This window comes from Pseudomonas sp. PGPPP1 (assembly GCF_002255865.1).
Classification (GTDB): Bacteria; Pseudomonadota; Gammaproteobacteria; order Pseudomonadales; family Pseudomonadaceae; genus Aquipseudomonas; species Aquipseudomonas cremoris.
The window spans coordinates 1-22,622 of the sequence record NZ_NKIG01000044.1 but is presented as its reverse complement, the minus strand read 5'-3'; the positions used below and the strand labels follow the sequence as shown (position 1 = coordinate 22,622).

21 protein-coding genes are annotated in these 22,622 nt (G+C 60.0%); 10 read left to right on the top strand and 11 right to left on the bottom strand.

The window, feature by feature from the left end; all coding sequences use genetic code 11:
* Window position 1: 1 nt before the first annotated feature.
* Window positions 2-571: a CsiV family protein gene (locus CFE47_RS29265; protein ID WP_185709372.1), complete on the bottom strand. Its 570-nt coding sequence runs from the start codon at window positions 569-571 to the stop codon at window positions 2-4.
* An 11-nt stretch (window positions 572-582) separates the two neighbouring features.
* Window positions 583-4,032, bottom strand: coding sequence for a transcription-repair coupling factor (gene mfd, locus CFE47_RS29260; RefSeq protein WP_286842415.1), 3,450 nt, complete (start codon window positions 4,030-4,032; stop codon window positions 583-585).
* A 340-nt stretch (window positions 4,033-4,372) separates the two neighbouring features.
* On the opposite strand from mfd, the gene CFE47_RS29255 reads away from it, so the two are divergent.
* Complete coding sequence (locus CFE47_RS29255; protein ID WP_185709370.1) at window positions 4,373-5,836, top strand: glyceraldehyde-3-phosphate dehydrogenase; 1,464 nt, start codon at window positions 4,373-4,375, stop codon at window positions 5,834-5,836.
* A gap of 162 nt (window positions 5,837-5,998) precedes the next feature.
* On the opposite strand, the gene CFE47_RS29250 is transcribed toward CFE47_RS29255, so the two are convergent.
* Together CFE47_RS29250 and CFE47_RS29245 are read right to left on the bottom strand one after the other, a co-directional pair.
* The gene (locus CFE47_RS29250) at window positions 5,999-7,297 is read right to left on the bottom strand and encodes an MFS transporter (RefSeq protein WP_286842414.1); all 1,299 of its coding nucleotides are present in this window, start codon (window positions 7,295-7,297) and stop codon (window positions 5,999-6,001) included.
* 262 nt (window positions 7,298-7,559) lie between these two features.
* Entirely contained in the window at window positions 7,560-8,102 is a 543-nt protein-coding gene (locus CFE47_RS29245) for a chalcone isomerase family protein (RefSeq protein WP_286842412.1), read from the bottom strand.
* 234 nt (window positions 8,103-8,336) lie between these two features.
* Here CFE47_RS29245 and sthA point away from each other — a divergent pair, with 234 nt between their 5' ends.
* A complete protein-coding gene (sthA, locus tag CFE47_RS29240; RefSeq protein WP_017526644.1) occupies window positions 8,337-9,731 on the top strand; it encodes a Si-specific NAD(P)(+) transhydrogenase in 1,395 nt (464 codons plus the stop codon).
* A gap of 42 nt (window positions 9,732-9,773) precedes the next feature.
* On the opposite strand, the gene CFE47_RS29235 is transcribed toward sthA, so the two are convergent.
* Together CFE47_RS29235 and CFE47_RS29230 are read right to left on the bottom strand one after the other, a co-directional pair.
* Window positions 9,774-10,496, bottom strand: coding sequence for a glycerophosphodiester phosphodiesterase (locus tag CFE47_RS29235; RefSeq protein ID WP_017737347.1), 723 nt, complete (start codon window positions 10,494-10,496; stop codon window positions 9,774-9,776).
* A 44-nt stretch (window positions 10,497-10,540) separates the two neighbouring features.
* Window positions 10,541-11,125 carry a PilZ domain-containing protein gene (locus tag CFE47_RS29230; protein ID WP_286842409.1) on the bottom strand — a complete coding sequence of 195 codons (585 nt, stop codon included), beginning with the start codon at window positions 11,123-11,125 and terminating at the stop codon, window positions 10,541-10,543.
* A gap of 94 nt (window positions 11,126-11,219) precedes the next feature.
* Here CFE47_RS29230 and CFE47_RS29225 point away from each other — a divergent pair, with 94 nt between their 5' ends.
* From CFE47_RS29225 to CFE47_RS29215, 3 genes are read left to right on the top strand one after another with little or no spacing between them, the layout of a single operon-like run.
* Entirely contained in the window at window positions 11,220-12,470 is a 1,251-nt protein-coding gene (locus CFE47_RS29225) for a lipoprotein-releasing ABC transporter permease subunit (protein WP_185709366.1), read from the top strand.
* 7 nt (window positions 12,471-12,477) lie between these two features.
* Window positions 12,478-13,161: a lipoprotein-releasing ABC transporter ATP-binding protein LolD gene (lolD, locus tag CFE47_RS29220; RefSeq protein ID WP_185709365.1), complete on the top strand. Its 684-nt coding sequence runs from the start codon at window positions 12,478-12,480 to the stop codon at window positions 13,159-13,161.
* Between the two features lie 58 nt (window positions 13,162-13,219).
* Window positions 13,220-14,464, top strand: coding sequence for a lipoprotein-releasing ABC transporter permease subunit (locus CFE47_RS29215; RefSeq protein WP_286842405.1), 1,245 nt, complete (start codon window positions 13,220-13,222; stop codon window positions 14,462-14,464).
* Window positions 14,465-14,568: 104 nt separating this feature from the next.
* Here the strand turns inward: CFE47_RS29215 and CFE47_RS29210 are convergent, their stop codons facing one another.
* Window positions 14,569-15,915, bottom strand: a complete 1,347-nt coding sequence (locus CFE47_RS29210; RefSeq protein ID WP_286842404.1) for a heavy metal sensor histidine kinase — start codon at window positions 15,913-15,915, stop codon at window positions 14,569-14,571.
* Window positions 15,912-16,592, bottom strand: a complete 681-nt coding sequence (locus CFE47_RS29205; RefSeq protein ID WP_185709362.1) for a heavy metal response regulator transcription factor — start codon at window positions 16,590-16,592, stop codon at window positions 15,912-15,914. The genes CFE47_RS29210 and CFE47_RS29205 overlap by 4 nt, the downstream gene beginning before the upstream one ends.
* A 157-nt stretch (window positions 16,593-16,749) precedes the next feature.
* Here CFE47_RS29205 and copI point away from each other — a divergent pair, with 157 nt between their 5' ends.
* Both copI and queF read left to right on the top strand, forming a co-directional pair.
* The gene (gene copI / locus CFE47_RS29200) at window positions 16,750-17,262 is read left to right on the top strand and encodes a copper-resistant cuproprotein CopI (RefSeq protein ID WP_286842402.1); all 513 of its coding nucleotides are present in this window, start codon (window positions 16,750-16,752) and stop codon (window positions 17,260-17,262) included.
* A 69-nt stretch (window positions 17,263-17,331) separates the two neighbouring features.
* Window positions 17,332-18,162: an NADPH-dependent 7-cyano-7-deazaguanine reductase QueF gene (gene queF, locus CFE47_RS29195; protein ID WP_286842400.1), complete on the top strand. Its 831-nt coding sequence runs from the start codon at window positions 17,332-17,334 to the stop codon at window positions 18,160-18,162.
* Between the two features lie 36 nt (window positions 18,163-18,198).
* On the opposite strand, the gene CFE47_RS29190 is transcribed toward queF, so the two are convergent.
* On the bottom strand, window positions 18,199-18,465 hold the full coding sequence (locus tag CFE47_RS29190; RefSeq protein WP_185709359.1) for a DUF4404 family protein: 267 nt from the start codon (window positions 18,463-18,465) through the stop codon (window positions 18,199-18,201).
* 110 nt (window positions 18,466-18,575) lie between these two features.
* On the bottom strand, window positions 18,576-19,184 hold the full coding sequence (gene pcrP, locus CFE47_RS29185; protein ID WP_286842398.1) for an HAD superfamily inactivated hydrolase PcrP: 609 nt from the start codon (window positions 19,182-19,184) through the stop codon (window positions 18,576-18,578).
* 195 nt (window positions 19,185-19,379) lie between these two features.
* Here pcrP and CFE47_RS29180 point away from each other — a divergent pair, with 195 nt between their 5' ends.
* Complete coding sequence (locus CFE47_RS29180; RefSeq protein ID WP_286842396.1) at window positions 19,380-20,069, top strand: MlaA family lipoprotein; 690 nt, start codon at window positions 19,380-19,382, stop codon at window positions 20,067-20,069.
* Window positions 20,070-20,129: 60 nt separating this feature from the next.
* On the opposite strand, the gene CFE47_RS29175 is transcribed toward CFE47_RS29180, so the two are convergent.
* Window positions 20,130-20,426, bottom strand: coding sequence for a PilZ domain-containing protein (locus CFE47_RS29175; RefSeq protein ID WP_286842393.1), 297 nt, complete (start codon window positions 20,424-20,426; stop codon window positions 20,130-20,132).
* 276 nt (window positions 20,427-20,702) lie between these two features.
* Here CFE47_RS29175 and rssB point away from each other — a divergent pair, with 276 nt between their 5' ends.
* Both rssB and rssC read left to right on the top strand, forming a co-directional pair.
* The gene (gene rssB / locus CFE47_RS29170; RefSeq protein ID WP_017737359.1) at window positions 20,703-21,884 is read left to right on the top strand and encodes a two-component system response regulator RssB; all 1,182 of its coding nucleotides are present in this window, start codon (window positions 20,703-20,705) and stop codon (window positions 21,882-21,884) included.
* Window positions 21,884-22,366 (top strand): anti-sigma factor antagonist RssC, encoded by a 483-nt coding sequence (gene rssC, locus CFE47_RS29165; protein ID WP_010566476.1) that lies wholly within the window; start codon window positions 21,884-21,886, stop codon window positions 22,364-22,366. Before rssB ends, rssC begins: the two co-directional genes overlap by 1 nt.
* The last annotated feature ends 256 nt before the right edge of the window (window positions 22,367-22,622 follow it).

Here is a 22,622-nt window from a genome sequence, read left to right as displayed (position 1 = left end):
ATCAGTCCTGAATGTCAGGCGGTGGCGCGCTGGGCGGCTTGGCGGTCAGCGAGGTGATCTTGATCAGCAGCGCCAGATGGCCTCCGTCCAGGTAGTTGAGCTGGTTGTTCTTGGTGCGCACGTCTTTCTGGGCCAGATGCTCGCTGGCGATCACGCTGCCGTTGCTGTCGAACTGATTGATCCAGAAGTCCGCGTCAATATCGGTGAAGCGGCCCAGTTGCAGGCTCAAGACGCCCTCGATAGGGAACTGGCCGAACTGCTCCTGGCCGTCTGTAATCGCGATCTTCACCGGCTGCTCGCCGAGGTTCTGCTCCCACGCCTTGTGCGCCAACACCGTATAGCTGTTGTCGGCATTGAGCTTGTCGACGATGTTGTTCAGGCGTGGCGGGCTCAGTTTATCGGTGCCCAGGTGCGCAGCGCCGGCATCCCAGTTTTCCGGGGCGGCGCGGCTGTTGATCACCGGCTCCGCATTCTGGCGCACCAGGATCATTTCCACCTGGTACGGGCTGTCGGCGAACGCCGAAGGTGCCACGACCACCAACAACAGGCTCAGGATGCGGAACAGGCGCATGACGGCGTCCTTCAAACAGATTTCGGGATGAGGCGCTCAAACAGCGCCTCCAGGGTATTAAAGCGTTCTTCGGCGCGTTCCATCGGCACCATGAACTTGAACAGCGTAGCCCCTTCGAACTTGTAGCGGTTGGGTTGGCCCTGGATCAGCTTGATCAGCACCAGCGGGTCCACCGGCGTCTGCGCTTCGAACTCGATGCGCCCGCCTTGCGGCCCAGCATCGACCTTCTTGATCCCCAGTTGCTCGGCCTGCAATTTAAGCAGGGTCAGGCGCACCAGGTTTTTGGTCGGTTCCGGCAACAAGCCGAAGCGGTCGATCATTTCCACCTGCAAGTCCTTGAGGCCGTCTTCGTCGGTGGCAGAGGCGATGCGCTTGTACAGGATCAGCCGCGCATGCACATCCGGTAGGTAGTCCTCGGGGATCAGCGCCGGCAAACGCAGGTTGATCTCCGGGCCGCCGCCCAAGGGTTGGTCGAGGTTCGGTTGCTCGCCCTTGCGGATGGCTTTCACCGCCCGTTCAAGCATCTCCATATACAGGGTGAAACCTACCGCTTGGATTTGCCCGCTCTGGCCATCGCCCAGCAGTTCACCAGCGCCACGGATCTCCAGGTCGTTGGTGGCCAGCACAAAGCCGGCGCCCAGGTCCTGGGTGTTGGCGATGGCCTCCAGGCGCTTTTCCGCGTCGGAGGTGATCTGTTGGCGCGGCGGCGTCAGCAAATAGGCATACGCCTGGTGGTGACTGCGCCCGACGCGGCCACGTAGCTGGTGCAGCTGCGCCAGGCCAAATTTGTCGGCACGCTCGATGATGATGGTGTTGGCGCTCGGCACGTCGATGCCGGTCTCGATGATGGTCGAGGCGATCAGCACGTTGAAGCGCTTGTGGTAGAAGTCGCTCATCACTTGTTCGAGCTCGCGCTCGCGCATCTGCCCGTGGCCGATGGCGATGCGGGCTTCGGGCACCAGTTCGGCGAGGTCGGCGGCGCATTTCTCGATGGTCTTCACATCGTTGTGCAAGTAGTACACCTGCCCGCCGCGCAGCAGTTCGCGCAACAGCGCTTCCTTGACCGTGCTTTTGTTCTGCTCCATCACGAAGGTGCGCACCGACAGGCGTCGCGCCGGCGGCGTGGCGATGATCGACAGGTCGCGCATGCCCGACACCGCCATGTTCAGCGTGCGCGGAATCGGTGTGGCGGTCAGGGTAAGAATGTCCACTTCGCTGCGCAGGGCCTTGAGCTGTTCCTTCTGGCGCACGCCGAAGCGGTGTTCTTCGTCGATGATCACCAAGCCCAGGTTTTTGATCTTCACATCGTCCGACAGCAGCTTGTGGGTGCCGATGACGATGTCGATCTTGCCTTCGGCCAAATCGGCGACCGCAGCATTCACTTCCTTGGCCGACTTGAAGCGGCTCATCACCTCCACGGTCACCGGCCAATCGGCAAAGCGGTCGCGAAAGCTGTTGTAGTGCTGCTGGGCGAGCAGGGTGGTCGGTACCAGGATCGCCACTTGGCGACCGCCGTGTACTGCGATGAACGCGGCGCGCATGGCCACTTCGGTCTTGCCGAAGCCCACGTCGCCGCAGACCAGGCGGTCCATCGGCTTAGGCGCGAGCATGTCGGCGCGCACCGCTTCAATAGTGGTTTGCTGGTCTGGCGTTTCTTCGAAAGCGAAGCCGGCGCTGAAGGTGGCGTAGTCGGCCTTAGGGTCGGCGAACGCATAACCTTCGCGGGCGGCGCGGCGCGCGTAGATGTCGAGCAGTTCGGCGGCCACGTCGCGCACTTGTTCGGCGGCCTTGCGCTTGGCTTTCTGCCAGGTCTCGGAGCCCAGGCGGTGCAAAGGCGCCAGTGCGTCGTCGCTGCCGGTGTAGCGCGCGATCAGGTGCAGGTTGGCGACCGGTACGTAGAGCTTGGCGCCCTCGGCGTATTCCATGGTGAGGAATTCGGCGGCCTGGTTGTCGATCTCCAGGGTTTGCAGGCCGAGGTAGCGGCCCACACCGTGGTCGATATGCACCACCGGCGCGCCTTCGCGCAGCTCGGTGAGGTTCTTGATCACGGCATCGTTGTTGGCGTCGGCACGTTTTTCGCGGCGACGGCGCTGCATCACGCGTTGGCCGAACAGCGGGCTCTCGGCGATCAGTGCCAGGGCCGGATCGTCCAGCAACAAGCCTTCATCCAACGGCGCGATGGTGATTGCCAGGCGGTCTTTGCTCTTCACAAAGTCCGGCCAGCTGTCGACGGTTTTTGGTCGCAGCTTCAGGCGTTCCAGCAACTCCAGCAGCACTTCGCGGCGGCCGGCGGATTCGGCGGTAAACAGCACGCGGCCGGGGAAGTCGCCGAGGAAGTTGGAGAGCGCTTCCAGTGGCTGGTTGGCCTTGGCTTCAATCGCCAAGTTAGGCAGCGCTTGCGCGGGGAAGCGCTCACGGCCACTGCCGGCTTCCACGTCCTGCTGGCTGGCGACCACGCGCGGCCAGCTTTTCAGGCGGGCGAAGCAGTCTTCCACCGGCAGGAACAGCTCGGCGGGCGGCAATAGAGGACGGGAGGGGTCGACGCGGCGTTCTTCATAGCGATTACGTACGTCGTTCCAGAAGTTTTCTGCCGCTTGTTCGATGCCGGGCAGCGAGAACACTTGGGTGTCCTGGGGCAGGTAGTCGAACAGAGTGGAGGTTTCGTCGAAGAACAGCGGCAGGTAGTACTCGATACCGGCGGGCGTAATCCCACTGCTCAAATCCTGGAAGATCGGGCAGCGGCGGAAGTCGACGTCGAAGCGTTCACGAAAGCGTGCCTTGAAACGGGTGACCGCATCCTTCTGCAGCGGGAATTCGCGCGCCGGCAGCAGCTTGATCGACTCCACCTTGTCGATGGAGCGCTGGTTCTCGGGGTCGAACGTGCGCAGAGTCTCGATTTCGTCGTCGAACAGGTCGATGCGATAGGGCAGTTTGCTACCCATCGGGAACAAGTCGATCAATGCGCCGCGTACCGCGAATTCACCGTGCTCATACACCGTGTCGACGCAGCGGTAGCCGCTGGCTTCCAGGCGCGTGCGCATTTGCTCCACGTCGAGCTTCTGGCCGACATCCAGCACCAGGCTGCTGCCCAGCAGGAACTTGGTCGGCGCCAGGCGATGCAGGGCCGTGGTGATCGGCACCACTAGCACGCCGTGGGCCAGTTCCGGCAAGCGGTACAGGCTCGCGATGCGCTGGGAGATGATGTCCTGGTGCGGCGAAAACAGGTCGTAGGGCAGGGTTTCCCAGTCGGGAAAATGCAGCACCGGCAAATCGGGGGCGAAGAAGCTCAGCTCCTGCTCCAACCGTTCGGCGCTTTGGCTGTCGGCGGTCAGTAGCAGGGTAAAGCGTTTGGCTGCGCTGGCAGCCTCGGCAATGGCCAGGCTCAGGGCGGCACCGGGCAGATTGCCCCAGTGCTGTTTGCCTGCCGCAGCAGGGAGAAGCGGTAGACGCAGGACGGGCACGGAAGGTTGAGCTCCAAGCGTTGCGACAAAGTCGGTAATTGTAACGGTGCGAGGCGCCGTCTGTCAGTTGCTGACTGAGCCTATTACGGTTTGTAGGAAATGTAGTGGCTAAGACAAACAATGGTGCCTTTTGGCTCAATATGTAGTGTCAAAAAGCACGAGGTTTTCGGAGGGTTACGGATAAGTCGCCCTGCCTGGCAACAAGCTGGTCTTCTGGAACCCGCGTATTTACTGGGCTCCAGCGGGGTGTCAATTTTTGGCAAGCACTTTTTGTTGCCTGGGGCGCATTGCTCCGAGGCCAGTCGGGCGGCATAATGTAGCCCCTTTTTTCTGCCCCTACATGTGGAAGGTTCCCGTGACTCAGAAGCCCGACCAGTGTCTTGGTGAATGGATCGACCGTGAAGCACTCGCAGAAGCGATGATTCCGCTTATCGGCCAGCTGTACCGCAATAACAATGTGGTGAGCTCGATCTATGGCCGCAGCCTGATCAACCAGTCTGTCATCGCGATTCTCAAAGCTCACCGCTTTGCGCGCCATCGCTCCGCCGACGACAGCGAACTCTCCGTCCACGAAACATTCCCACTGCTTAAAGCCATGAGCGAGCTCAAGCTCGGCGCGGCTTCGGTAGACCTGGGCAAGTTGGCCTATAAATTCCGCAAAGAAGGCGCTGGCCGTACCGCCGAGCAGTTCGTGCGTGAAGAAATGGCTGACGTGGTAGGTCAACAGAACGCCGCTGCCCGTAAAGGCACCGACGTTGTGTTGTACGGCTTCGGTCGTATCGGCCGCCTGCTGGCACGCATCCTGATCGAAAAAACCGGTGGCGGCGACGGCCTGCGCCTGCGTGCCATCGTTGTGCGCAAAGGCGCCGAGAACGACCTGACCAAGCGCGCCAGCCTGCTGCGTCGCGACTCGGTACACGGTCCGTTCAACGGCACCATCGTCATCGACGAAGAAAACAACACCATCACCGCCAACGGTAACCTGATCCAGGTGATCTACGCGAAGAACCCGACTGAGGTGGACTACACCCAGTACGGCATCAAGGACGCCCTGCTGGTGGACAACACCGGCGTATGGCGTGATGCCGACGGCCTGGGCCAGCACTTGGCTTGCCCAGGTATCGACCGCGTTGTCCTGACCGCACCGGGCAAGGGCAAGCTGAAGAACATCGTTCACGGTATCAACCACGGTGAAATCACCGCTGACGACAAGATCGTGTCCGCCGCTTCCTGCACCACCAACGCCATCGTGCCGGTGCTCAAGGCAGTGAATGACAAGTTCGGCATCGTTAACGGCCACGTTGAAACCGTTCACTCGTACACCAACGACCAGAACCTGATCGACAACTTCCACAAGGGCGATCGCCGTGGCCGTAGCGCCGCGCTGAACATGGTGATCACCGAGACCGGTGCTGCCACCGCTGCTGCCAAGGCCCTGCCTGAGCTGGCCGGCAAGCTGACCGGTAACGCGATCCGTGTTCCGACGCCAAACGTGTCGATGGCCATTCTCAACCTGAACCTTGAGAAAGCCGCCACCCGTGAAGAGATGAACGAGTACCTGCGCTACATGGCGCTGCACTCCGACCTGCATAAGCAGATCGACTTCGTTAATTCGCAGGAAGTGGTGTCCACCGACTTCGTGGGCTCGCGCCACGCCGGTGTGGTGGACGCTGAGGCGACCATTACCCAGGACAACCGCGTTGTGCTGTACGTGTGGTACGACAATGAGTTCGGCTACAGCTGCCAAGTGGTTCGCGTGATGGAAGACATGGCTGGGGTCAACCCACCTGCGTTTCCACGCTAAGCATTCGCAGTAAATGAAAAAGCCCCGACTGGTTCGGGGCTTTTTTATGCCTGCAGGTTTTGTGGCGGGTGAGAGGGCCTCATCGCAGGCAAGCCAGCTCCCACTTTTGGAGCTGTGAATACCTTCAAATGTGGGAGCTGGCTTGCCTGCGATAGCGGCTCATCAGGCGCCACCCACTACAGAGGCTTGCGCGGTTCTCAGCTCATGCCGATTGCCTTTAAACAGCACCAACGTCGCAATCAACCCCAACACCGCCGCCCCACTCAGCCAGATCCCCGGCGCCGCCTTGTTGTCCAGCACATGGATCAGGTACGTGCACGCCGCAGGGGTAAAGCCGCCAAACGTTGCGGTCGCCAGGCTATAGGCCAGGGAGAATCCGGTGGTGCGCACTTCCACCGGCATGATCTCGGTGAGCGCCACCACCATTGCACCGTTGTACGAGCCGTACAGGAACGACAGCCATAACAGTACGATCAGCAGGTGGGTGAAACTTGGATTGACCACCAGCCACGACAGCGCCGGATACGCCGTGAGGATCGCCAGGATAGTTGCGCCGAGCAGCAGGGGTTTTCGCCCGATCTTGTCGGACACCGCACCCATCACCGGCAACCAGATGAAGTTCGAGATACCCACGCAGACGGTCACCAGCAGGGCGTCGAAATCCGACAGGTGCAGTTCGGCCTTGCCGAAAGTGGGTGTGTAGGCGGTGATCAGGTAGAACGACACGGTGGTCATCACCACCAACGCCATTCCTGCAATGACGACGCCGAAGTTCTGACCAATCGAACGGACGATTTCCTGCAGGGTAGGACGATGTTTCCGGGCCTGGAATTCGGGGGTTTCTTCTAGAGAGCGACGAATCACGAAGATCACCGGCACGATCATGCAGCCAATCAGGAACGGTACCCGCCAGCCCCAATCACCCATCTGCTCTGGGCTGAGCCAATGGTTCAGGCCTACGCCGAGCAAGCCGGCGAACACCACGGCGGCCTGTTGGCTGGCGGATTGCCAGCTGACGAAGAAACCCTTGCGCCCAGCGGTGGCGATTTCCGCCAGGTACACCGACACACCGCCCAGCTCTACACCAGCCGAGAAGCCTTGCAGCAAACGGCCAAACAACACCAGCAAGGGCGCAGCGACGCCGAGGGTGGCGTAGCCTGGTACACAGGCAATCAGGATGGTGCCGGCGGCCATCAGGGCCAAAGTGATCACCAGGCCTTTCTTGCGGCCGTGACGGTCGATATAGGCGCCGAGGAAGATTGCACCGAGAGGGCGCATGAGAAAACCGGCGCCGAAGGTCGCGAGGGACAGCATCAGGGAGGCAAAGGCGCTGTCGGTGGGAAAGAAGGTCTTGGCGATGGCCGTGGCGTAGAAGCCGTAGACCATGAAGTCGAACATTTCGAGGAAGTTACCGCTGACAACGCGAAAGATCGCCTTGCCTTTGCCCGTTGAAGTGGACATGTCATTCACTCATTTTGGCTGTTTTATGGGTGATTCCCTGGTCGCTGTTCGTCCTTTCGGTGTTTTGTAACCATATGTGTATTAGTCACTGCAGGCAACAGAAACAGATAGCTAGCTGACTAGATGCGGTCTAGTGAGATCCTTGTGGGAGCTGGCTTGCCTGCGATCGCGCAGGGTCAGTGGCAGAGAGGGTGGCTGACAGGCCGCTATCGCAGGCAAGCCAGCTCCCACATTGTTTTTGTGTTGTTTTTGAGGAATGTGATCAGTTGAGAAGTGTCGTACGCAGGCTATCGGAGAGGCCTTTAGGTGCCAGCCAAATTCCCAGGTAAACCCTCGCCAGTTCGTCATCGCGACTGCTGAACACCACCTGATCATTGATCTCCAGGTTCAGGCCACGTCCGGGGCGAAAATCCAGGGCGTACCGATCACCGCTGCGAATGTCGCGAAAACGGGCGTGCAGTTGATCCAGTTCAGGTTTCAAACGGGTGAGGGTGGCGGCTGTTTGCTGCCGTTCCAAGGCCGTAGTGGCGGCTTTGATCACATCGCCACGGTCGATGTTGCGAAAGTAATACAACGCCAGCCGTAGACTCTTCTGCTGGCTCCAGGCTTGTTTGGCACCGGCGTCTTCCGGGGCATACAGCGCGGCGGCGTACACATCCGCCCAGAGATAGACCAGCACCGCCTGGTTTCTCAGGACCAGGTCATGGGACTGTGCCGGGAAATCGGCTTGTCTGAGCCGGTCCGCCTCACTGGCCTGCACCGTGACCGATAACATCAGCAATAAACAGAAAACGACATGCCGCATAATGGCTCGTCCTGCGAAGGTGCGTGGTGGGAGTGTAATTGTAATTTCCTGGTGCTGTAGTAAAGGCAATACTGGCCTACGACGCGACCAAGGGTTAATGTGCGCGGCGTTGAGCCTTATATAGACTGTGCCCCGGTTCACACACTTTAGCCAAATTGTCCTTCATGACCGCTGGCCGCGGCATGATTTAGCCCGGCGTCCAACCGTACGCCTGGCCTGTTCTGAGGAGTACGCATGGCTGTCTACAACTACGACGTGGTGGTACTGGGTTCCGGCCCGGCTGGAGAAGGTGCGGCGATGAACGCCGCCAAAGCGGGGCGCAAGGTGGCGATGGTCGATAGCCGTCGCCAGGTCGGCGGCAACTGCACCCACCTGGGTACCATCCCGTCCAAGGCCTTGCGTCACTCGGTGCGCCAGATCATGCAGTTCAACACCAACCCGATGTTCCGGGCCATTGGTGAGCCGCGCTGGTTCTCGTTCCCGGACGTGCTCAAAAGCGCCGAGAAAGTCATCTCCAAGCAAGTGGCCTCGCGCACCGGTTACTACGCCCGTAACCGTGTCGACCTGTTCTTCGGCACCGGCAGCTTCGCCGACGAGCAAACCATCGAAGTGGTCTGCTCCAACGGCGTGGTCGAGAAGTTGGTGGCCAAGCACATCATCATCGCCACCGGTTCGCGCCCTTATCGCCCGGCCGATATCGATTTCCACCACCCGCGTATCTACGATAGCGACACTATCCTGAGCCTGGGCCATACCCCGCGCAAACTGATCATCTACGGCGCTGGTGTAATCGGTTGCGAATACGCCTCGATCTTCAGCGGCCTGGGTGTACTGGTAGAGCTGGTAGACAACCGCGACCAATTGCTGAGCTTCCTCGACTCGGAAATTTCCCAGGCGTTGAGCTACCACTTCAGCAACAACAACATCACCGTGCGCCATAACGAAGAGTATGAGCGGGTCGAAGGCCTGGACAACGGGGTGATCCTGCACCTCAAGTCCGGCAAGAAGATCAAGGCCGACGCCTTGCTGTGGTGCAATGGCCGTACCGGCAACACCGACAAGCTGGGCATGGAAAACATCGGGGTCAAGGTCAACAGCCGTGGCCAGATCGAGGTGGACGAGAACTACCGCACCTGCGTGCCGAACATCTACGGCGCCGGTGACGTGATCGGCTGGCCAAGCCTGGCCAGTGCCGCCCATGACCAGGGCCGCTCGGCCGCTGGCAGCATCGTCGACAATGGCAGCTGGCGTTATGTGAACGACGTGCCGACCGGGATCTACACGATTCCCGAGATCAGCTCGATCGGCAAGAACGAGCACGAACTGACCAAGGCCAAGGTGCCTTATGAAGTGGGCAAGGCGTTCTTCAAGAGCATGGCGCGTGCGCAGATCGCCGGTGAGCCGCAAGGCATGCTGAAGATCCTGTTCCACCGTGAAACCCTGGAAGTGCTCGGCGTGCATTGCTTCGGCTATCAGGCGTCGGAAATCGTGCACATCGGCCAGGCCATCATGAACCAGCCGGGTGAGCAAAATACCCTCAAGTATTTCGTCAACACCACGTTCAACTACCCGACCATGGCAGAAGCCTATCGGGTAGCGGCCTACGACGGCCTCAACCGGCTTTTTTGAGCGGCTCCGGCCGGTGGCCTGAGCCGGCCGGGGAGACCGATTTCAGTAATTCTCGAGAGTGGCAGTGGCCAAACCGGGAAAGTCTGTAATCAGGCTATCTACGCCGAAGTCGGCGAGCCTGCGCATCAGCGCAGGTTCGTTGACGGTCCACACGGACACGTGCAGGCCCTGGCGCTGGGCTTTTTCCAGACGCTCAGGGGTGCACAACGTCCAGTTCAACGCCAGAATCTCACAGCCATAGTTTTGCGCGACCTTCAGTGGGTCGAGCCAGGCGTATTCGGCCACCAGCCCGCGTGACAGGTCGGGAGTGAGTTCAACCGCCGCCTTCAGCACTTCCCGCGAACTCGACGTCACGGTGACCTTGTCCATCAGGCCGTGGCGTACGGCCATTTCTCGAATTGCGAGCACGGTGGTCGCAGCGCGGGTGCGCGAAGCGCTTTTGACTTCCAGTTGCCAGTGATCGAAATCGCACTGTTCGAACAATTCTTCCAAGCGTGGGATCGGGCAGGGCTTGACCCAGCCCGGGCCGCCTTTGCGCGCGTCCATCTTCACCAGGTCTGCTGCCGAATACTCGACGACCTTGCCGCGTCGGTCGGTGGTGCGCTTGAGGGTGGGGTCGTGGATGACCATCAACTCACCGTCCATGGACAGGTGCAAATCCAGTTCGCAGCGGCGTACGCCGTGCTTGAGGCATTCCTGAAAGCTGGTGAGGGTGTTTTCCGGTGCTTCGCCTTTGGCACCGCGGTGGCCGTAGATCAGGGTCACAGTTGCTCCTATGCGCCAGCTTGTCTGGCGGGGTGAATACGTATTCAGGTGTCTTGTGCGTCGCTTTGTTCCCGCGCCAGGCGGCGTTCCTGGGCTTGTTTCTGCAGGATGTAGCGCGCGAGCAGCTGGCGCTGGGCGTCGGTCATGGATTCGAATTCCGTGCCCACGTCAAAACCACCGCCCTTGGGGTCGCAATGGGTGACCCGCGCGCGCAGCAACAGGCCGAGCGCCTGGGGCATCAGCACCAGCTTGATGGCCAGGTGCGCACCGGGGGCGAGGGGCGTGGGATGCTGGAAGTCGATGCCGCCTTCGGAAATGATCACCGGCTGCGGGGCGCCGACCTCATCGCGCAGGCTTTGCGCCATGACCTGGCTGAGCAGATCCAGGCGTTTGTTCTGGACTTTGAGGAAGGCGGCCAGGCTGCGATCTTTCTCGCTGATCTGGCGCAACAGGTGCTGGGCTTCGAATTCGCTCAGGTGCAATTCGCTGAGCAGATTGAACAGTGGAGAATCATCCAGCAACACTTCCTTGCTCGCCGCTTCCGGGGCGGAGAGGCTTTTGATTTGAAGTGCGATCATGTCGTCGATACGGTAGTATTCGCGGCGTTCTTCTTCATCTAATGTCGACATGGCGAACCCCAGCTAGCGGTAATGGTCAGAGTGTAAAGCTGCTTACCAGACCCCGCCACCGGGACGTCTTCTTTTCCTCCGAACAAGCCCCGACATGTTCAGACCTCTCTTCGTATTTATCGGCACGCGTTATACCCGTGCAAAGCGTCGCAATCATTTTGTGTCGTTCATTTCCTTGACCTCGATGATCGGGCTCGCCTTGGGCGTAGTCGTGATGATCGTGGTGCTGTCGGTGATGAACGGCTTCGATCATGAGATGCGTACCCGCGTGCTGGGCATGGTGCCCCACGCGACCATTGAAGGCGATTCGCCGATCAGTGACTGGCAAAGCCTGGCCGACAAGGTCAAGCAGAACCCCAAGGTGGTGGCCGTTGCGCCGTTCACCCAGATGCAGGGGTTGTTGACCAATGACGGCAAGGTGCAGAAGATCCTGCTCAATGCCATAGATCCGGCCCAGGAGCGCAAGGTCTCGATCATCGACAAGTTCATGTTGTCGGGCAAACTCGATGACCTGGCGCCTGGCGAGTTCGGCATCGTGATCGGTGACAAGGCGGCGGCCAAGCTCGGTGTGGGCCTGGGCGACAAACTGACCTTCGTCGCCCCGGAAGTCACCGTGACCCCGGCCGGCATGTTCCCGCGCATGAAGCGCTTCACCGTGGTCGGTACCTTCCACGTGGGCGCTGGCGAGATCGATGGCTACCTGGGCCTGACCAACCTCACCGACCTGGCGCGCCTGCATCGCTGGCAGCCGGACCAGGTGCAGGGCCTGCGCCTCAAGTTCAGCGACCTGTTCGATGCCCCGCGCACGTCTTGGGAAATCGCCCAGCACCTGGGCGACAGCCAGTACTACGCCCGCGACTGGACCCGAACCCACGGCAACCTGTACCAGGCCATCCGCATGGAAAAAGCCATGATCGGCCTGCTGTTGCTGCTGATCGTTGCCGTGGCGGCGTTCAATATCATCTCCACCCTGGTGATGGTGGTGAACGACAAGAAGGGCGACATCGCGATTTTGCGTACCCTTGGCGCTACGCCGGGGCAGATCATGGCGATCTTCATGGTGCAGGGCACCGTGATCGGCGTGGTCGGTACCTTGATCGGCACCGCCGTGGGCATTCTGGCCGCGTTGAACGTCAGCGCCGCCATCGCCGGCCTCGAAACCCTGATCGGCCACAAGTTCCTCAACGCCGACGTCTACTTCATCGACTACTTGCCGTCCCAGGTGCAGGCCCAGGATGTGTTGATGGTGGGCGGTGCTGCGTTGGTCCTGAGTTTCCTTGCCACCCTGTATCCAGCCTGGCGCGCGGCACGTACCCAGCCAGCACAGGCCTTACGTTATGAGTGAATCGGGCATGAGTGAAAAAGCAATCTTGAGCTGCCGCGACCTGGGCAAATCCTACGAGGAAGGCCCGGAGTCGGTGGTGGTGCTGTCAAACCTGCAATTGGAACTGCATCCTGGTGAGCGCGTGGCGATTGTCGGCAGCTCCGGTTCGGGCAAAAGTACCTTGCTGAACCTGTTGGGCGGGCTCGATACGCCGTCCAAGGGCAGCGTGTGGCTGGCGGGCGAAGAACTGTCGGCCCTCGGTGAAAAGGCCCGTGGCCAACTGCGCAACCGCTCGCTCGGCTTTGTGTACCAGTTCCACCACTTGCTGCCGGAATTCACCGCCCTGGAAAACGTGTGCATGCCGCTGCTGATCGGCAAGACCGCCATCCCGGAAGCCCGCCAGCGCGCCAAGGCGCTGCTGGAGCGCGTCGGCCTGGGCCATCGCCTGGAGCACAAGCCGGCTGAATTGTCCGGCGGCGAGCGCCAGCGCGTGGCCATCGCCCGTGCCCTGGTGAACAACCCAGGCCTGGTGATGCTCGACGAGCCTACTGGCAACCTGGACTCCCATACCGCCCAGGGCATCAAGGACTTGATGCTGGAACTGAGCACCCAGATGCGCACCGCGTTCCTGGTGGTGACCCATGACATGAGCATGGCCCGCCAGATGGACCGCGTGTTGCACCTGCAGGAAGGTCATCTGGTCGCCATCTGACCTGTTTCAAGCCCGGTGCCTGACACCGGGTTTTCTATTTTTCCAACGGTGCCCGCGAATGTTCAGACCGTTATCGATTTTCATCGGCACGCGCTATACCCGCGCCAAGCGCCGCAACCGTTTTGTTTCGTTTATCTCGATGACCTCGATGATCGGCCTCGCCCTGGGCGTATTGGCGATGATCGTGGTGTTGTCGGTGATGAACGGCTTCCAGCGTGAAATGAGCTCGCGCATCCTCGGCATGGTGCCTCACGCTACCATCGTTGGCGTGAACCCGATTGACGATTGGCAACCAGTGGCCGCCGCCGCGATGAAGAACCCTGAGGTGACTGCCGCAGTACCCTTCACACAGATGGACGGCATGTTCTCCTACAAAGGCGCGATGCAGCCGATCGAGATCAGCGGCGTCGACCCGGCCCAGGAAGGCAAGGTGTCCATCGTGGCCCAGCATATCGTGCAGGGTAAGCTCGAAGACCTGAAACCCGGCGAGTTCGGTGTGGTGGTGGGTGAAATCACCGCGCGGCGTTTTCGCCTGAACGTGGGCGACAAGTTGACCCTGATCGTGCCGGAAATCAGCAGCGCACCCGGCGGAATCACGCCGCGCATGCAGCGTTTGAATGTAGTCGGCATCTTCAAGGTGGGCGCCGAGCTGGATGGCTCCATGGCCCTGATCAACATGGCCGACGCCGCAGAGATCCAGCACTGGCAGCCAAACCAGGTGCAAAGCGTGCGCCTGGCGGTGAAAGACCTGTACGCGGCACCCAAGGTGTCGGCGGACATCGCCGCCAGCCTGGGCGCGGCCTACAAGGCGGATGACTGGACCCACACCCAAGGCAGCCTGTTCAGCGCGATGAAGATGGAAAAGACCATGATCGGCCTGCTGTTGCTGATGATCGTCGCCGTCGCCGCGTTCAACATCATTGCCACCCTGATCATGGTGGTGAACGACAAAGGCGCGGACATCGCGATCCTGCGCACCATCGGCGCCACGCCACGGCAGATCATGGCGATCTTCATGGTGCAGGGCACGGTGATCGGTATTGTCGGCACCTTGATCGGCGGCGTACTGGGCGTGATTGCGGCGCTGAACGTGAGTGAACTGGTGGGCTGGATGGAGCGAGTGACCGGGCAGCACATATTCAGTTCGGATGTGTACTTCGTCAGCAACTTGCCTTCGGAGCTGCAAGGTGGGGATGTGGTGCTGATTTGCACGGCGGGGTTTGTGCTGAGCTTTTTGGCGACGCTGTATCCGGCGTATCGGGCTGCGAAGATTGAGCCGGCGCATGCGCTGAGATATTCGTAAGCTCTAGACCGCTATCGCAGGCAAGCCAGCTCCCACATTTGAATGTATTCACAAATCAAAATGTGGGAGCTGGCTTGCCTGCGATAGGGCCGGTACATCTCGCATCAATCTATCTTGGGCAACTCGATCAAAAACCGTGTCCACCCGGCCCCGGACTCACAACAAATCCTCCCCCCATGCGCCCGCACAATCGACTGGGTAATCGCCAGCCCCAATCCTGCATGCTCACTGCTACCCTCATGGCGCGCCGGGTCTGCGCGGTAGAACCGATCAAACAACCTCGGCAGCAACGCCGCTGGAATGCCTTCTCCGGTGTTCTCGACGGAAAGTCTCACCCCATCTTCGATGCGTACACGCACCTCGCCACCCTGAGGGGTAAACCGCAGCGCGTTATCCAGCAAGTTTGACAAGGCCCGGCGCAACATCCCGCGATCGCCCGTCGTACGGGCAGTGCCTTCGCGGACCAGATTGACGTGTGCGTCCTCCGCCAGCAGCGTGAAGAACTCCAGTAACGCGTCGACTTCATCCTCCAGCACCAACGTTTCGCGCTTGGGCACCAACAAGCCGTGGTCGGCCTTGGCCAGATACAACATGTCGTTGACCAATTGGGCCATCCATTGCAGCTCTTCCAGGTTGCTGTGCAACGCCTCGCGATAATCTTCCAGCGGCCGGGGCTGGGTGAGGGTGACCTGGGTCTGAGTCAGCAGGTTCGACAGCGGGGTGCGCAGCTCGTGGGCGATGTCGGCAGAGAACGCCGAGAGGCGCTGGAACGCGTCGTCCAGACGGCCCAGCATGGCGTTGAAGGCCTGGGCCAGATCGGCCAGCTCCGCCGGCATGTGCTGCTGGGGCAGGCGTTGAGTCAGGGAGTGGGCAGACACGCCTGCGGCCACTTCGCCCATGCGCCGCAAGGGCCGCAGCCCACTGCGCGCCGCCCAGGCGCCGAGCAGCGCCGTGGCCAGGGCAGATAGGCCGACGGTGAGCCAGATGAGGTGCTGCATGCGTTGCAGGAAGTGTTGGTGGTGGGTGATGTCGAGCATCAGGCTCAGTTGCGGGGAGTTCGGCTGACCCGGCATCAGCGGCACGTTGTAGACGCGGTAGTCGGTACCTGCGTTGTGCAGGCGATGCAGGCCGGGCGACGCTGGCAGCGTGACGCCTGGTGCGCCGTCAAACCAAAGCTGGTCGGCAGCGCTGATGCGCAGAGCGAGATCGGGTTGGCGGCTGAGTTCGGCGCGCAGTTGCGCTTCCTTCTGGCTGAATTGCTGCGGCGTGTCGACGCCCTGCAGTGTGCTGCGCAGGGCCACTAATTTGCTGTCGAGCAACTGCTGATCCAGCTCGATAAAGTGCGCTTCGCTGGCATGGTTGAACAACACGCCGGCCAGCAGCGACACCACGGCGGTACACGCCGCGAACAGCAATGCCAGGCGGCTGGCCAGGGACAGGCGCTTGATCAATTGAAGCGTTCCTCCAGCACGTAACCCATACCGCGCACGGTGTGGATCAGCTTGTTGGGGAAGTTGTCGTCGACTTTCAGTCGCAGCCGGCGAATCGCCACTTCGATGATGTTGGTGTCGCTGTCGAAATTCATGTCCCAGACCTGGGAGGCGATCAGCGATTTGGGCAGCACTTCGCCTTGGCGACGCAGCAGCAACTCCAGCAGGGAGAACTCCTTGGCGGTGAGGTCGATGCGTTGGCCGTCCCGTTCGACGCGGCGGCGAATCAGGTCCAGGCGCAGGTCGGCCAGCTGCAGGGCGGTTTCCTGGGGCGTGCTGCCGCCTCGACGCAAAAGGCTGCGTACACGGGCGAGCAGTTCGGAGAAAGCGAAGGGTTTGACCAGGTAGTCGTCGGCGCCCAGTTCCAGGCCGTGCACGCGGTCTTCTACTGCATCACGGGCGGTGAGGAATAACACTGGGGTCTCTTGCCCGGCGCTGCGCACCGCCTGCAGGATTTGCCAGCCATCGCGGCCAGGTAGCATCACGTCGAGAATCAGCAGGTCGTAGTCGCCGGTCAAGGCGAGGTGCTGGCCGGTGGTGCCATCGGCTACCAGTTCGGTGGTAAAACCAGCCTCGGCCAGGCCTTGGCGCAGGTAGTGGCCGGTTTTTGGTTGGTCTTCGACGATCAGCAGTTTCATGGGCGGCTCTTGGTAGCGGTGCGCGACGGGCTTTATACCGTGGGTTACAGGGTAAGGGCGCAACCTGACAAAGTTGTAATCTAGCAGTCAGCTGGCTGGCAGCGGCGCAATCTTAGAGTGCCCTTCAAGCGAGTCACACACTTTTGGAGAGATAGCGATGGCGTTGCGTACACCCCTGTTGTTGGCGGGTTGCCTGTTGGCGTTGAGTGTTGATGCAATGGCGGATGCGTCCCATACCTACGCGTTTGGCCATGCAGCGGCGGCGACCGAGGCGACGCGCACCATGGAAGTGACACTGCAGGATATTTCCTTTTCGCCCAAGTCTCTGGATGTAAAAGCCGGTGAGACGGTGCGCTTCGTGCTCGTCAACAAGGGCCAGTTGCTCCACGAATTCAACCTGGGCGATGCGGCGATGCATGCCGAACACCAGAAGGAAATGTTGCAAATGCAAGCCAGCGGCATGCTCACTGCCACCGGGATGGGCAAGATGGACCATGCTGCAATGGGCCATGGCGCGATGAAGCATGATGATCCCAACAGCGTGTTGGTCGAGCCCGGTAAAACCGCCGAACTGACCTGGACCTTCACCAAGGCCACGGGCCTTGAGTTTGCCTGTAACCTTCCAGGGCATTACCAGGCGGGCATGGTCGGCAAGCTCAACGTCGATTGATCCGGTGTTGCTTAGGCGCGGGCGCAAAGGCTGGTAGACTGGCGCGGTTTATTTAGCCAGGTTTCCGCCATGCATCCCGCAGCCGAACATTCGCCGCTGGGCAAGTCCAGTGAATACATCTCCACCTACACACCTTCGTTGCTGTTCCCGATTCCGCGTGCCGCCAAGTGGGCCGAGCTGGGCCTGAGCGCCGAGACCTTGCCCTACAAAGGCGTGGATTTCTGGAACTGCTTCGAACTGTCCTGGCTGCTGCCTTCGGGCAAGCCGGTGGTGGCCATTGGTGAGTTCAGCATCCCGGCGGACTCGCCGAACATCATCGAGTCCAAGTCCTTCAAGCTGTACCTCAATTCGCTGAACCAAACTGCGTTTGTCGATACGGCAAGCCTGGAAGCCACCCTGCGCACCGACCTGAGTGCCGCTGCCGGCAAGCCTGTGCTCGTGCGCATTCGCCAACTGGCCGAAATCGAGGCCGAAGGGGTGATGGCGTTGCCCGGCGTGTGCATTGATGACCTAGACATCAATGTCAGCAGCTATGAGCACCCGCGTCCGGAACTACTGCGCTGCGATGATTCGTGCATTGTCGAGGAGAGCGTGCACAGCCATCTGCTCAAATCCAACTGCCCGGTCACCAGCCAGCCCGATTGGGGCAGTGTGGTGGTGGAGTACCGTGGATCAGCGCTGGATCACGCGAGCCTGCTGGAATATATCGTGAGCTTTCGCCAGCATTCGGACTTCCATGAGCAGTGTGTGGAGCGAATCTTTCTCGACCTGCAGCGCTTGCTCAAGCCTGAGAAATTGACGGTGTATGCGCGGTATGTGCGCCGTGGCGGGTTGGATATCAACCCGTACCGCAGCACCGAAGATGTGGCGTTCCAGAACGTGCGTCTGGCACGGCAGTAAAATTGAAAAGCCCCGCGATTGCGGGGCTTTTTGCTGTCAGATCCCGATATTGCCAAGGGTGATCATGATGTTGCGCAATGTCCCGGAAATCACCGGGTGCTCAGCGTCGAACTCTATGGCGGCTTGGTTCACATCGTCGGAAATACTCGGTGTCTGAGTGGCCGGTTCCAATTCAAGTTGCACTTCGAATTTGGCAATCAGTTCTTCGAGGGCTTCACGTTTTTCTTCCGACAGCGGGGGATCCTGTTCCAATTGCCCGCGCAGGATCTCGACCTGTTCTTCCAGTTTTTTGCGATCAGGCATGACGTGTTTCCTTTTATCGATAGTCACTGGCATAGACCGCGGCACGCCGTGAAAGGTCTACGGGCTGGCCTGTAGATTAATCCACCTGCGCCAACTGTGCATGATCTCGATCAGGGCTTCTCGCCTTTGAGCTGGCGCAGGCTGATATCCGCCAGGCAGGTGCCGAGCTCGCCGAGGTGGTCGATCACGGAGTGCACGCCCAGCCCATACAGCGCCACGGTGGCCTTGCCACGCTTGTACTCGCGCTCTTGCTCGCTCAATGCCTGCCATGGTTCGGGCGCCATGCCGCACAGCGAGCCGCAGGACGCCAGGCCAATGGTCCACAACCCGGCATTGAGCGCAGATTGCAGCAAGCGTGGCTCACCGCTGACCAAGACACAGCCTTCCAGGCGCTCGATGTTCAGCTCCATCAAGGCCTGCCAGCACGCGTGTGGGGCGGGCCAGCGAATCGAGGAGGGTGACGATGCCTTGAGCCAGTCGGGTAACTCAGCGGCGAGCGGGGTGGTGACCGAGGGGGGGAGCTCATCCAGCCAGGCGCAGGGAACCCCTTGCTCCTTGAGGCTGCGCAGGATTTTCAGGGCGCCGGGGGTTGCCAGGGAATTGGGGGAGGGTGAATCAGTGCGCGCCCGGGAACCAAAATCCACCAGGCAACCACTCAGGCCAAACAGAACAGCGGTCAGGGCAGGCGCGCTGGCGGTGGCAATCTCGGCGTGGGGCATATCGACATCCCTGAAATAGCTGTGACGCTATCGGGACAGGATGACAAGCCGATGACATTGGCATTATTTGTAGGGAAATTGTGCATTTTCTGCATGACGTTTCCCGGTTGCTGCCTAAATCCATACTTCCGTCATATACTGACGGCCTTATTCAGGGCATAGCGCCCATGACAGATCAATCAAGGAGCAAAAGCTATGCGCTGGAGCCACTACTTCGCTCAGCTATCCGTGTGTGCCACTGTTCTGCTGGCCCCGTTCGCCGCCCAGGCTGCATCGGAAGATGATCCATGGGAAAGCGTCAACCGCCCGATCTTTACCTTCAACGACACCGTTGATACCTATGCGCTCAAGCCATTGGCCCAGGGTTATCAGTTTGTCACTCCACAATTCGTGCAAACGGGTATCCACAACTTCTTCCGCAACATCGGCGACGTCGGCAACTTTGCCAACGACGTGTTGCAGCTCAAGCCTCACGCAGCTGGCGTTGACACCGCTCGCCTGCTGTTGAACACCACCTTTGGCGTGCTGGGCTTTATTGATGTCGGCACCAAAATGGGGCTGCATCGCAACGATGAGGACTTCGGCCAGACGCTTGGTTACTGGGGCGTCGGCAGCGGTCCTTACGTGATGCTGCCACTGCTGGGCCCAAGCACCTTGCGTGATGCGCCGTCCAAATACGTGGACAGCTACACCCAACCGTACCGCTACATGAACGATATCGGCTGGCGCAACAGCACCTTCGGCCTGAACATCGTCGATACCCGTGCCAGCCTGCTCGACAGCGAGAAGCTGATCACCGGCGACAAGTACACCTTTATCCGTAACGCCTACCTGCAGAACCGTGAGTTCAAGGTCAAGGACGGCAAGGTTGTCGACGACTTCTAAGCTGTGATGTTTTGAAATGAAAAAAGGCGACCCAGGGGTCGCCTTTTTTGTGCGCGAATTTCAGTGCATTTTCAGGATCTTGAGGCCCAGGTGCTGGTCTTCTCCGGTGGTTTTTGCCCATACCACTTCGGTGTCGGCTTCCAGGCCTTTCAGGGCTGCGTGCTCTGAGTCGATGCGCACCTTCAGTCGGTCACCGACCTTGAACTGGCGGGGTGCCTGTACCTGCATACCGGAACTGGAAAGGTCCACGCAAACGGCGGCAATCTCCTGCCCTGCGTGGATCAAAGATACATCGGCATCTACACGCATACGGATGAAATCGCGTTTTTCGGCGTAGTCGCGCGCGTGTTCGCTCATGGGTTCCATCCTTACTTTGTGTTGTGGTCGTGCGTGTTCTTATAACTCCCGGTGATTTGCGATGTAAAGACGCTCGGCGACCATCGGCATGAGCTTGAAACCCCTGACGGATGGGAGTACCGTCTGCGCCTTAGAAGGGCACCTCTGCTTTACAGTTGTGCGTGGGCCAAAAGCCCGTGCTTTGTAGGACAGAGAGGCTAGAAAGCGAATCCAGTACGTGAGCCCGGCCATTGTCGAGCCACCTACGCCAACCTAATTCTGGCGCCGTTTGCCCACATGCAAAAAACCAGTGCCACGCTGCTGATAATCGATGACGACGAAGTAGTGCGCGCGAGTCTCGCGGCCTATTTGGAAGACAGTGGCTTCAGCGTCCTGCAGGCCAGCAACGGCCAACAGGGTCTCCAGGTGTTCGAGCGCGACAAGCCCGACCTCGTGATCTGCGATCTGCGCATGCCCCAGATGGGCGGCCTGGAGCTGATTCGCCAGGTGACCGAGCTTGCTCCGCAGACGCCGGTGATTGTCGTGTCCGGTGCCGGGGTGATGAACGATGCCGTCGAGGCCCTGCGCCTGGGCGCTGCGGATTACCTGATCAAGCCCCTGGAAGACCTGGCGGTACTGGAGCACTCGGTGCGCCGTGCCCTGGACCGTGCACGTCTGCTGCTGGAAAACCAGCGCTACCGCGAAAAGCTTGAAACCGCCAACCGTGAGCTTGAAGCCAGCCTGAACCTGCTCCAGGAAGACCAGAACGCCGGTCGCCAGGTGCAGATGAACATGCTACCCGTCAGCCCATGGACCATCGACGAGTTCCAGTTTGCGCACCAGATCATCCCGTCACTGTATTTGTCGGGTGATTTTGTCGACTACTTCCGTGTCGATGAGCGGCGTGTTGCGTTTTACCTGGCCGATGTTTCCGGCCATGGCGCGTCTTCTGCTTTTGTTACGGTGTTGTTGAAGTTCATGACGACACGGCTGTTGTTCGAATCCAAGCGCAATGGCACCTTGCCGGAGTTCACCCCTTCCGAGGTGCTTGGCCACATCAACCGAGGCCTGATCAGCTGCAAGCTGGGCAAGCACGTGACGATGGTCGGCGGCGTTATTGATGAAGAAACCGGTCTTTTGACCTACAGCATCGGCGGTCACCTGCCGATGCCGGTTTTATACACTCCAGACAGTGTGCGTTATCTGGAAGGCCGTGGTCTGCCCGTAGGCTTGTTTAATGAAGCGACCTACGAGGACCACATCCTGGAACTGCCGCCGACATTTAGCCTTACGCTGATGTCTGATGGCATCCTGGACCTCCTTCCAGAGCCTACACTCAAGGAGAAAGAAGCCGCCTTGCCCCAAAAGGTCAAGTCGGCGGGCGGCAGCCTGGATGGCCTGCGGCAAGTGTTTGGATTGGCCACGCTGGGGGAGATGCCGGATGATATCGCCCTATTGGTGTTGAGCAGGAATCTTTGATGAGTACCGGAAGAATCCAATTCGCCGAGCAAGACGGGACCTTCGTCCTGAAGTTTGTCGGTGAAGTGCGCCTGACCTTGTGTTCGGCGCTGGATGCGACGATTGAGCGGATTTTCACTGCGTTGAATTTCTCGGCGATCGTGATCGATCTGACCGAAACCCGCAGCATCGATAGCACCACCCTTGGGCTGTTGGCCAAGCTGTCCATTCTGTCTCGGCAGAAGGTCGGCCTGTTGCCTACGGTCGTCACCACCCACGAAGACATTACCCGTCTGTTGCAGTCCATGGGTTTCGATCAGGTGTTCAACATCGTTGACCGCCCAATCCCTTGCCCGGAATGCCTGACCGACCTGCCGTCCCAGGACCAGTCCGAGGAAGTCGTGCGGATCAAGGTGCTGGAAGCGCACAAGATCCTGATGGGGTTGAACGAGTCTAATCGCGAAGCGTTCCACGACCTCGTCAACGCCCTGGAACGCCACTGATCTCCAGCTGAAATATGATCAAAATGTGGCAGCGGGCTTGCTCGCGAATGCGTTATCCCATAACGGCATTTCCAGCTCACACAAAAAAGGGCGGCACCCTCACAGGTGCCGCCCTTTTTGTCTTCGCCTTGTCTCGTCCTGAATAAGGTTTACACCTTCTGACCCAATCTCAGGAGGGCGTAATGAATGCAGGAAAAAGGCGCAGTCAGCGTGATTACTCGCTGACCTTTAAATTGTCCGTCGTCGACCAGGTCGA

Coding starts and splice junctions, on each gene's coding strand:
- sthA (WP_017526644.1), top strand. CDS start 8,337: ATGGCTGTCTACAACTACGACGTGGTGGTACTGGGTTCCGGCCCGGCT.
- CFE47_RS29245 (WP_286842412.1), bottom strand. CDS start 8,102: ATGCGGCATGTCGTTTTCTGTTTATTGCTGATGTTATCGGTCACGGTG.
- CFE47_RS29225 (WP_185709366.1), top strand. CDS start 11,220: ATGTTCAGACCTCTCTTCGTATTTATCGGCACGCGTTATACCCGTGCA.
- CFE47_RS29205 (WP_185709362.1), bottom strand. CDS start 16,592: ATGAAACTGCTGATCGTCGAAGACCAACCAAAAACCGGCCACTACCTG.
- rssC (WP_010566476.1), top strand. CDS start 21,884: ATGAGTACCGGAAGAATCCAATTCGCCGAGCAAGACGGGACCTTCGTC.
- copI (WP_286842402.1), top strand. CDS start 16,750: ATGGCGTTGCGTACACCCCTGTTGTTGGCGGGTTGCCTGTTGGCGTTG.
- CFE47_RS29180 (WP_286842396.1), top strand. CDS start 19,380: ATGCGCTGGAGCCACTACTTCGCTCAGCTATCCGTGTGTGCCACTGTT.
- CFE47_RS29175 (WP_286842393.1), bottom strand. CDS start 20,426: ATGAGCGAACACGCGCGCGACTACGCCGAAAAACGCGATTTCATCCGT.
- CFE47_RS29190 (WP_185709359.1), bottom strand. CDS start 18,465: ATGCCTGATCGCAAAAAACTGGAAGAACAGGTCGAGATCCTGCGCGGG.
- lolD (WP_185709365.1), top strand. CDS start 12,478: ATGAGTGAAAAAGCAATCTTGAGCTGCCGCGACCTGGGCAAATCCTAC.
- CFE47_RS29230 (WP_286842409.1), bottom strand. CDS start 11,125: ATGTCGACATTAGATGAAGAAGAACGCCGCGAATACTACCGTATCGAC.
- CFE47_RS29250 (WP_286842414.1), bottom strand. CDS start 7,297: ATGTCCACTTCAACGGGCAAAGGCAAGGCGATCTTTCGCGTTGTCAGC.
- CFE47_RS29265 (WP_185709372.1), bottom strand. CDS start 571: ATGCGCCTGTTCCGCATCCTGAGCCTGTTGTTGGTGGTCGTGGCACCT.
- CFE47_RS29255 (WP_185709370.1), top strand. CDS start 4,373: ATGTGGAAGGTTCCCGTGACTCAGAAGCCCGACCAGTGTCTTGGTGAA.
- CFE47_RS29215 (WP_286842405.1), top strand. CDS start 13,220: ATGTTCAGACCGTTATCGATTTTCATCGGCACGCGCTATACCCGCGCC.
- pcrP (WP_286842398.1), bottom strand. CDS start 19,184: ATGCCCCACGCCGAGATTGCCACCGCCAGCGCGCCTGCCCTGACCGCT.
- rssB (WP_017737359.1), top strand. CDS start 20,703: ATGCAAAAAACCAGTGCCACGCTGCTGATAATCGATGACGACGAAGTA.
- queF (WP_286842400.1), top strand. CDS start 17,332: ATGCATCCCGCAGCCGAACATTCGCCGCTGGGCAAGTCCAGTGAATAC.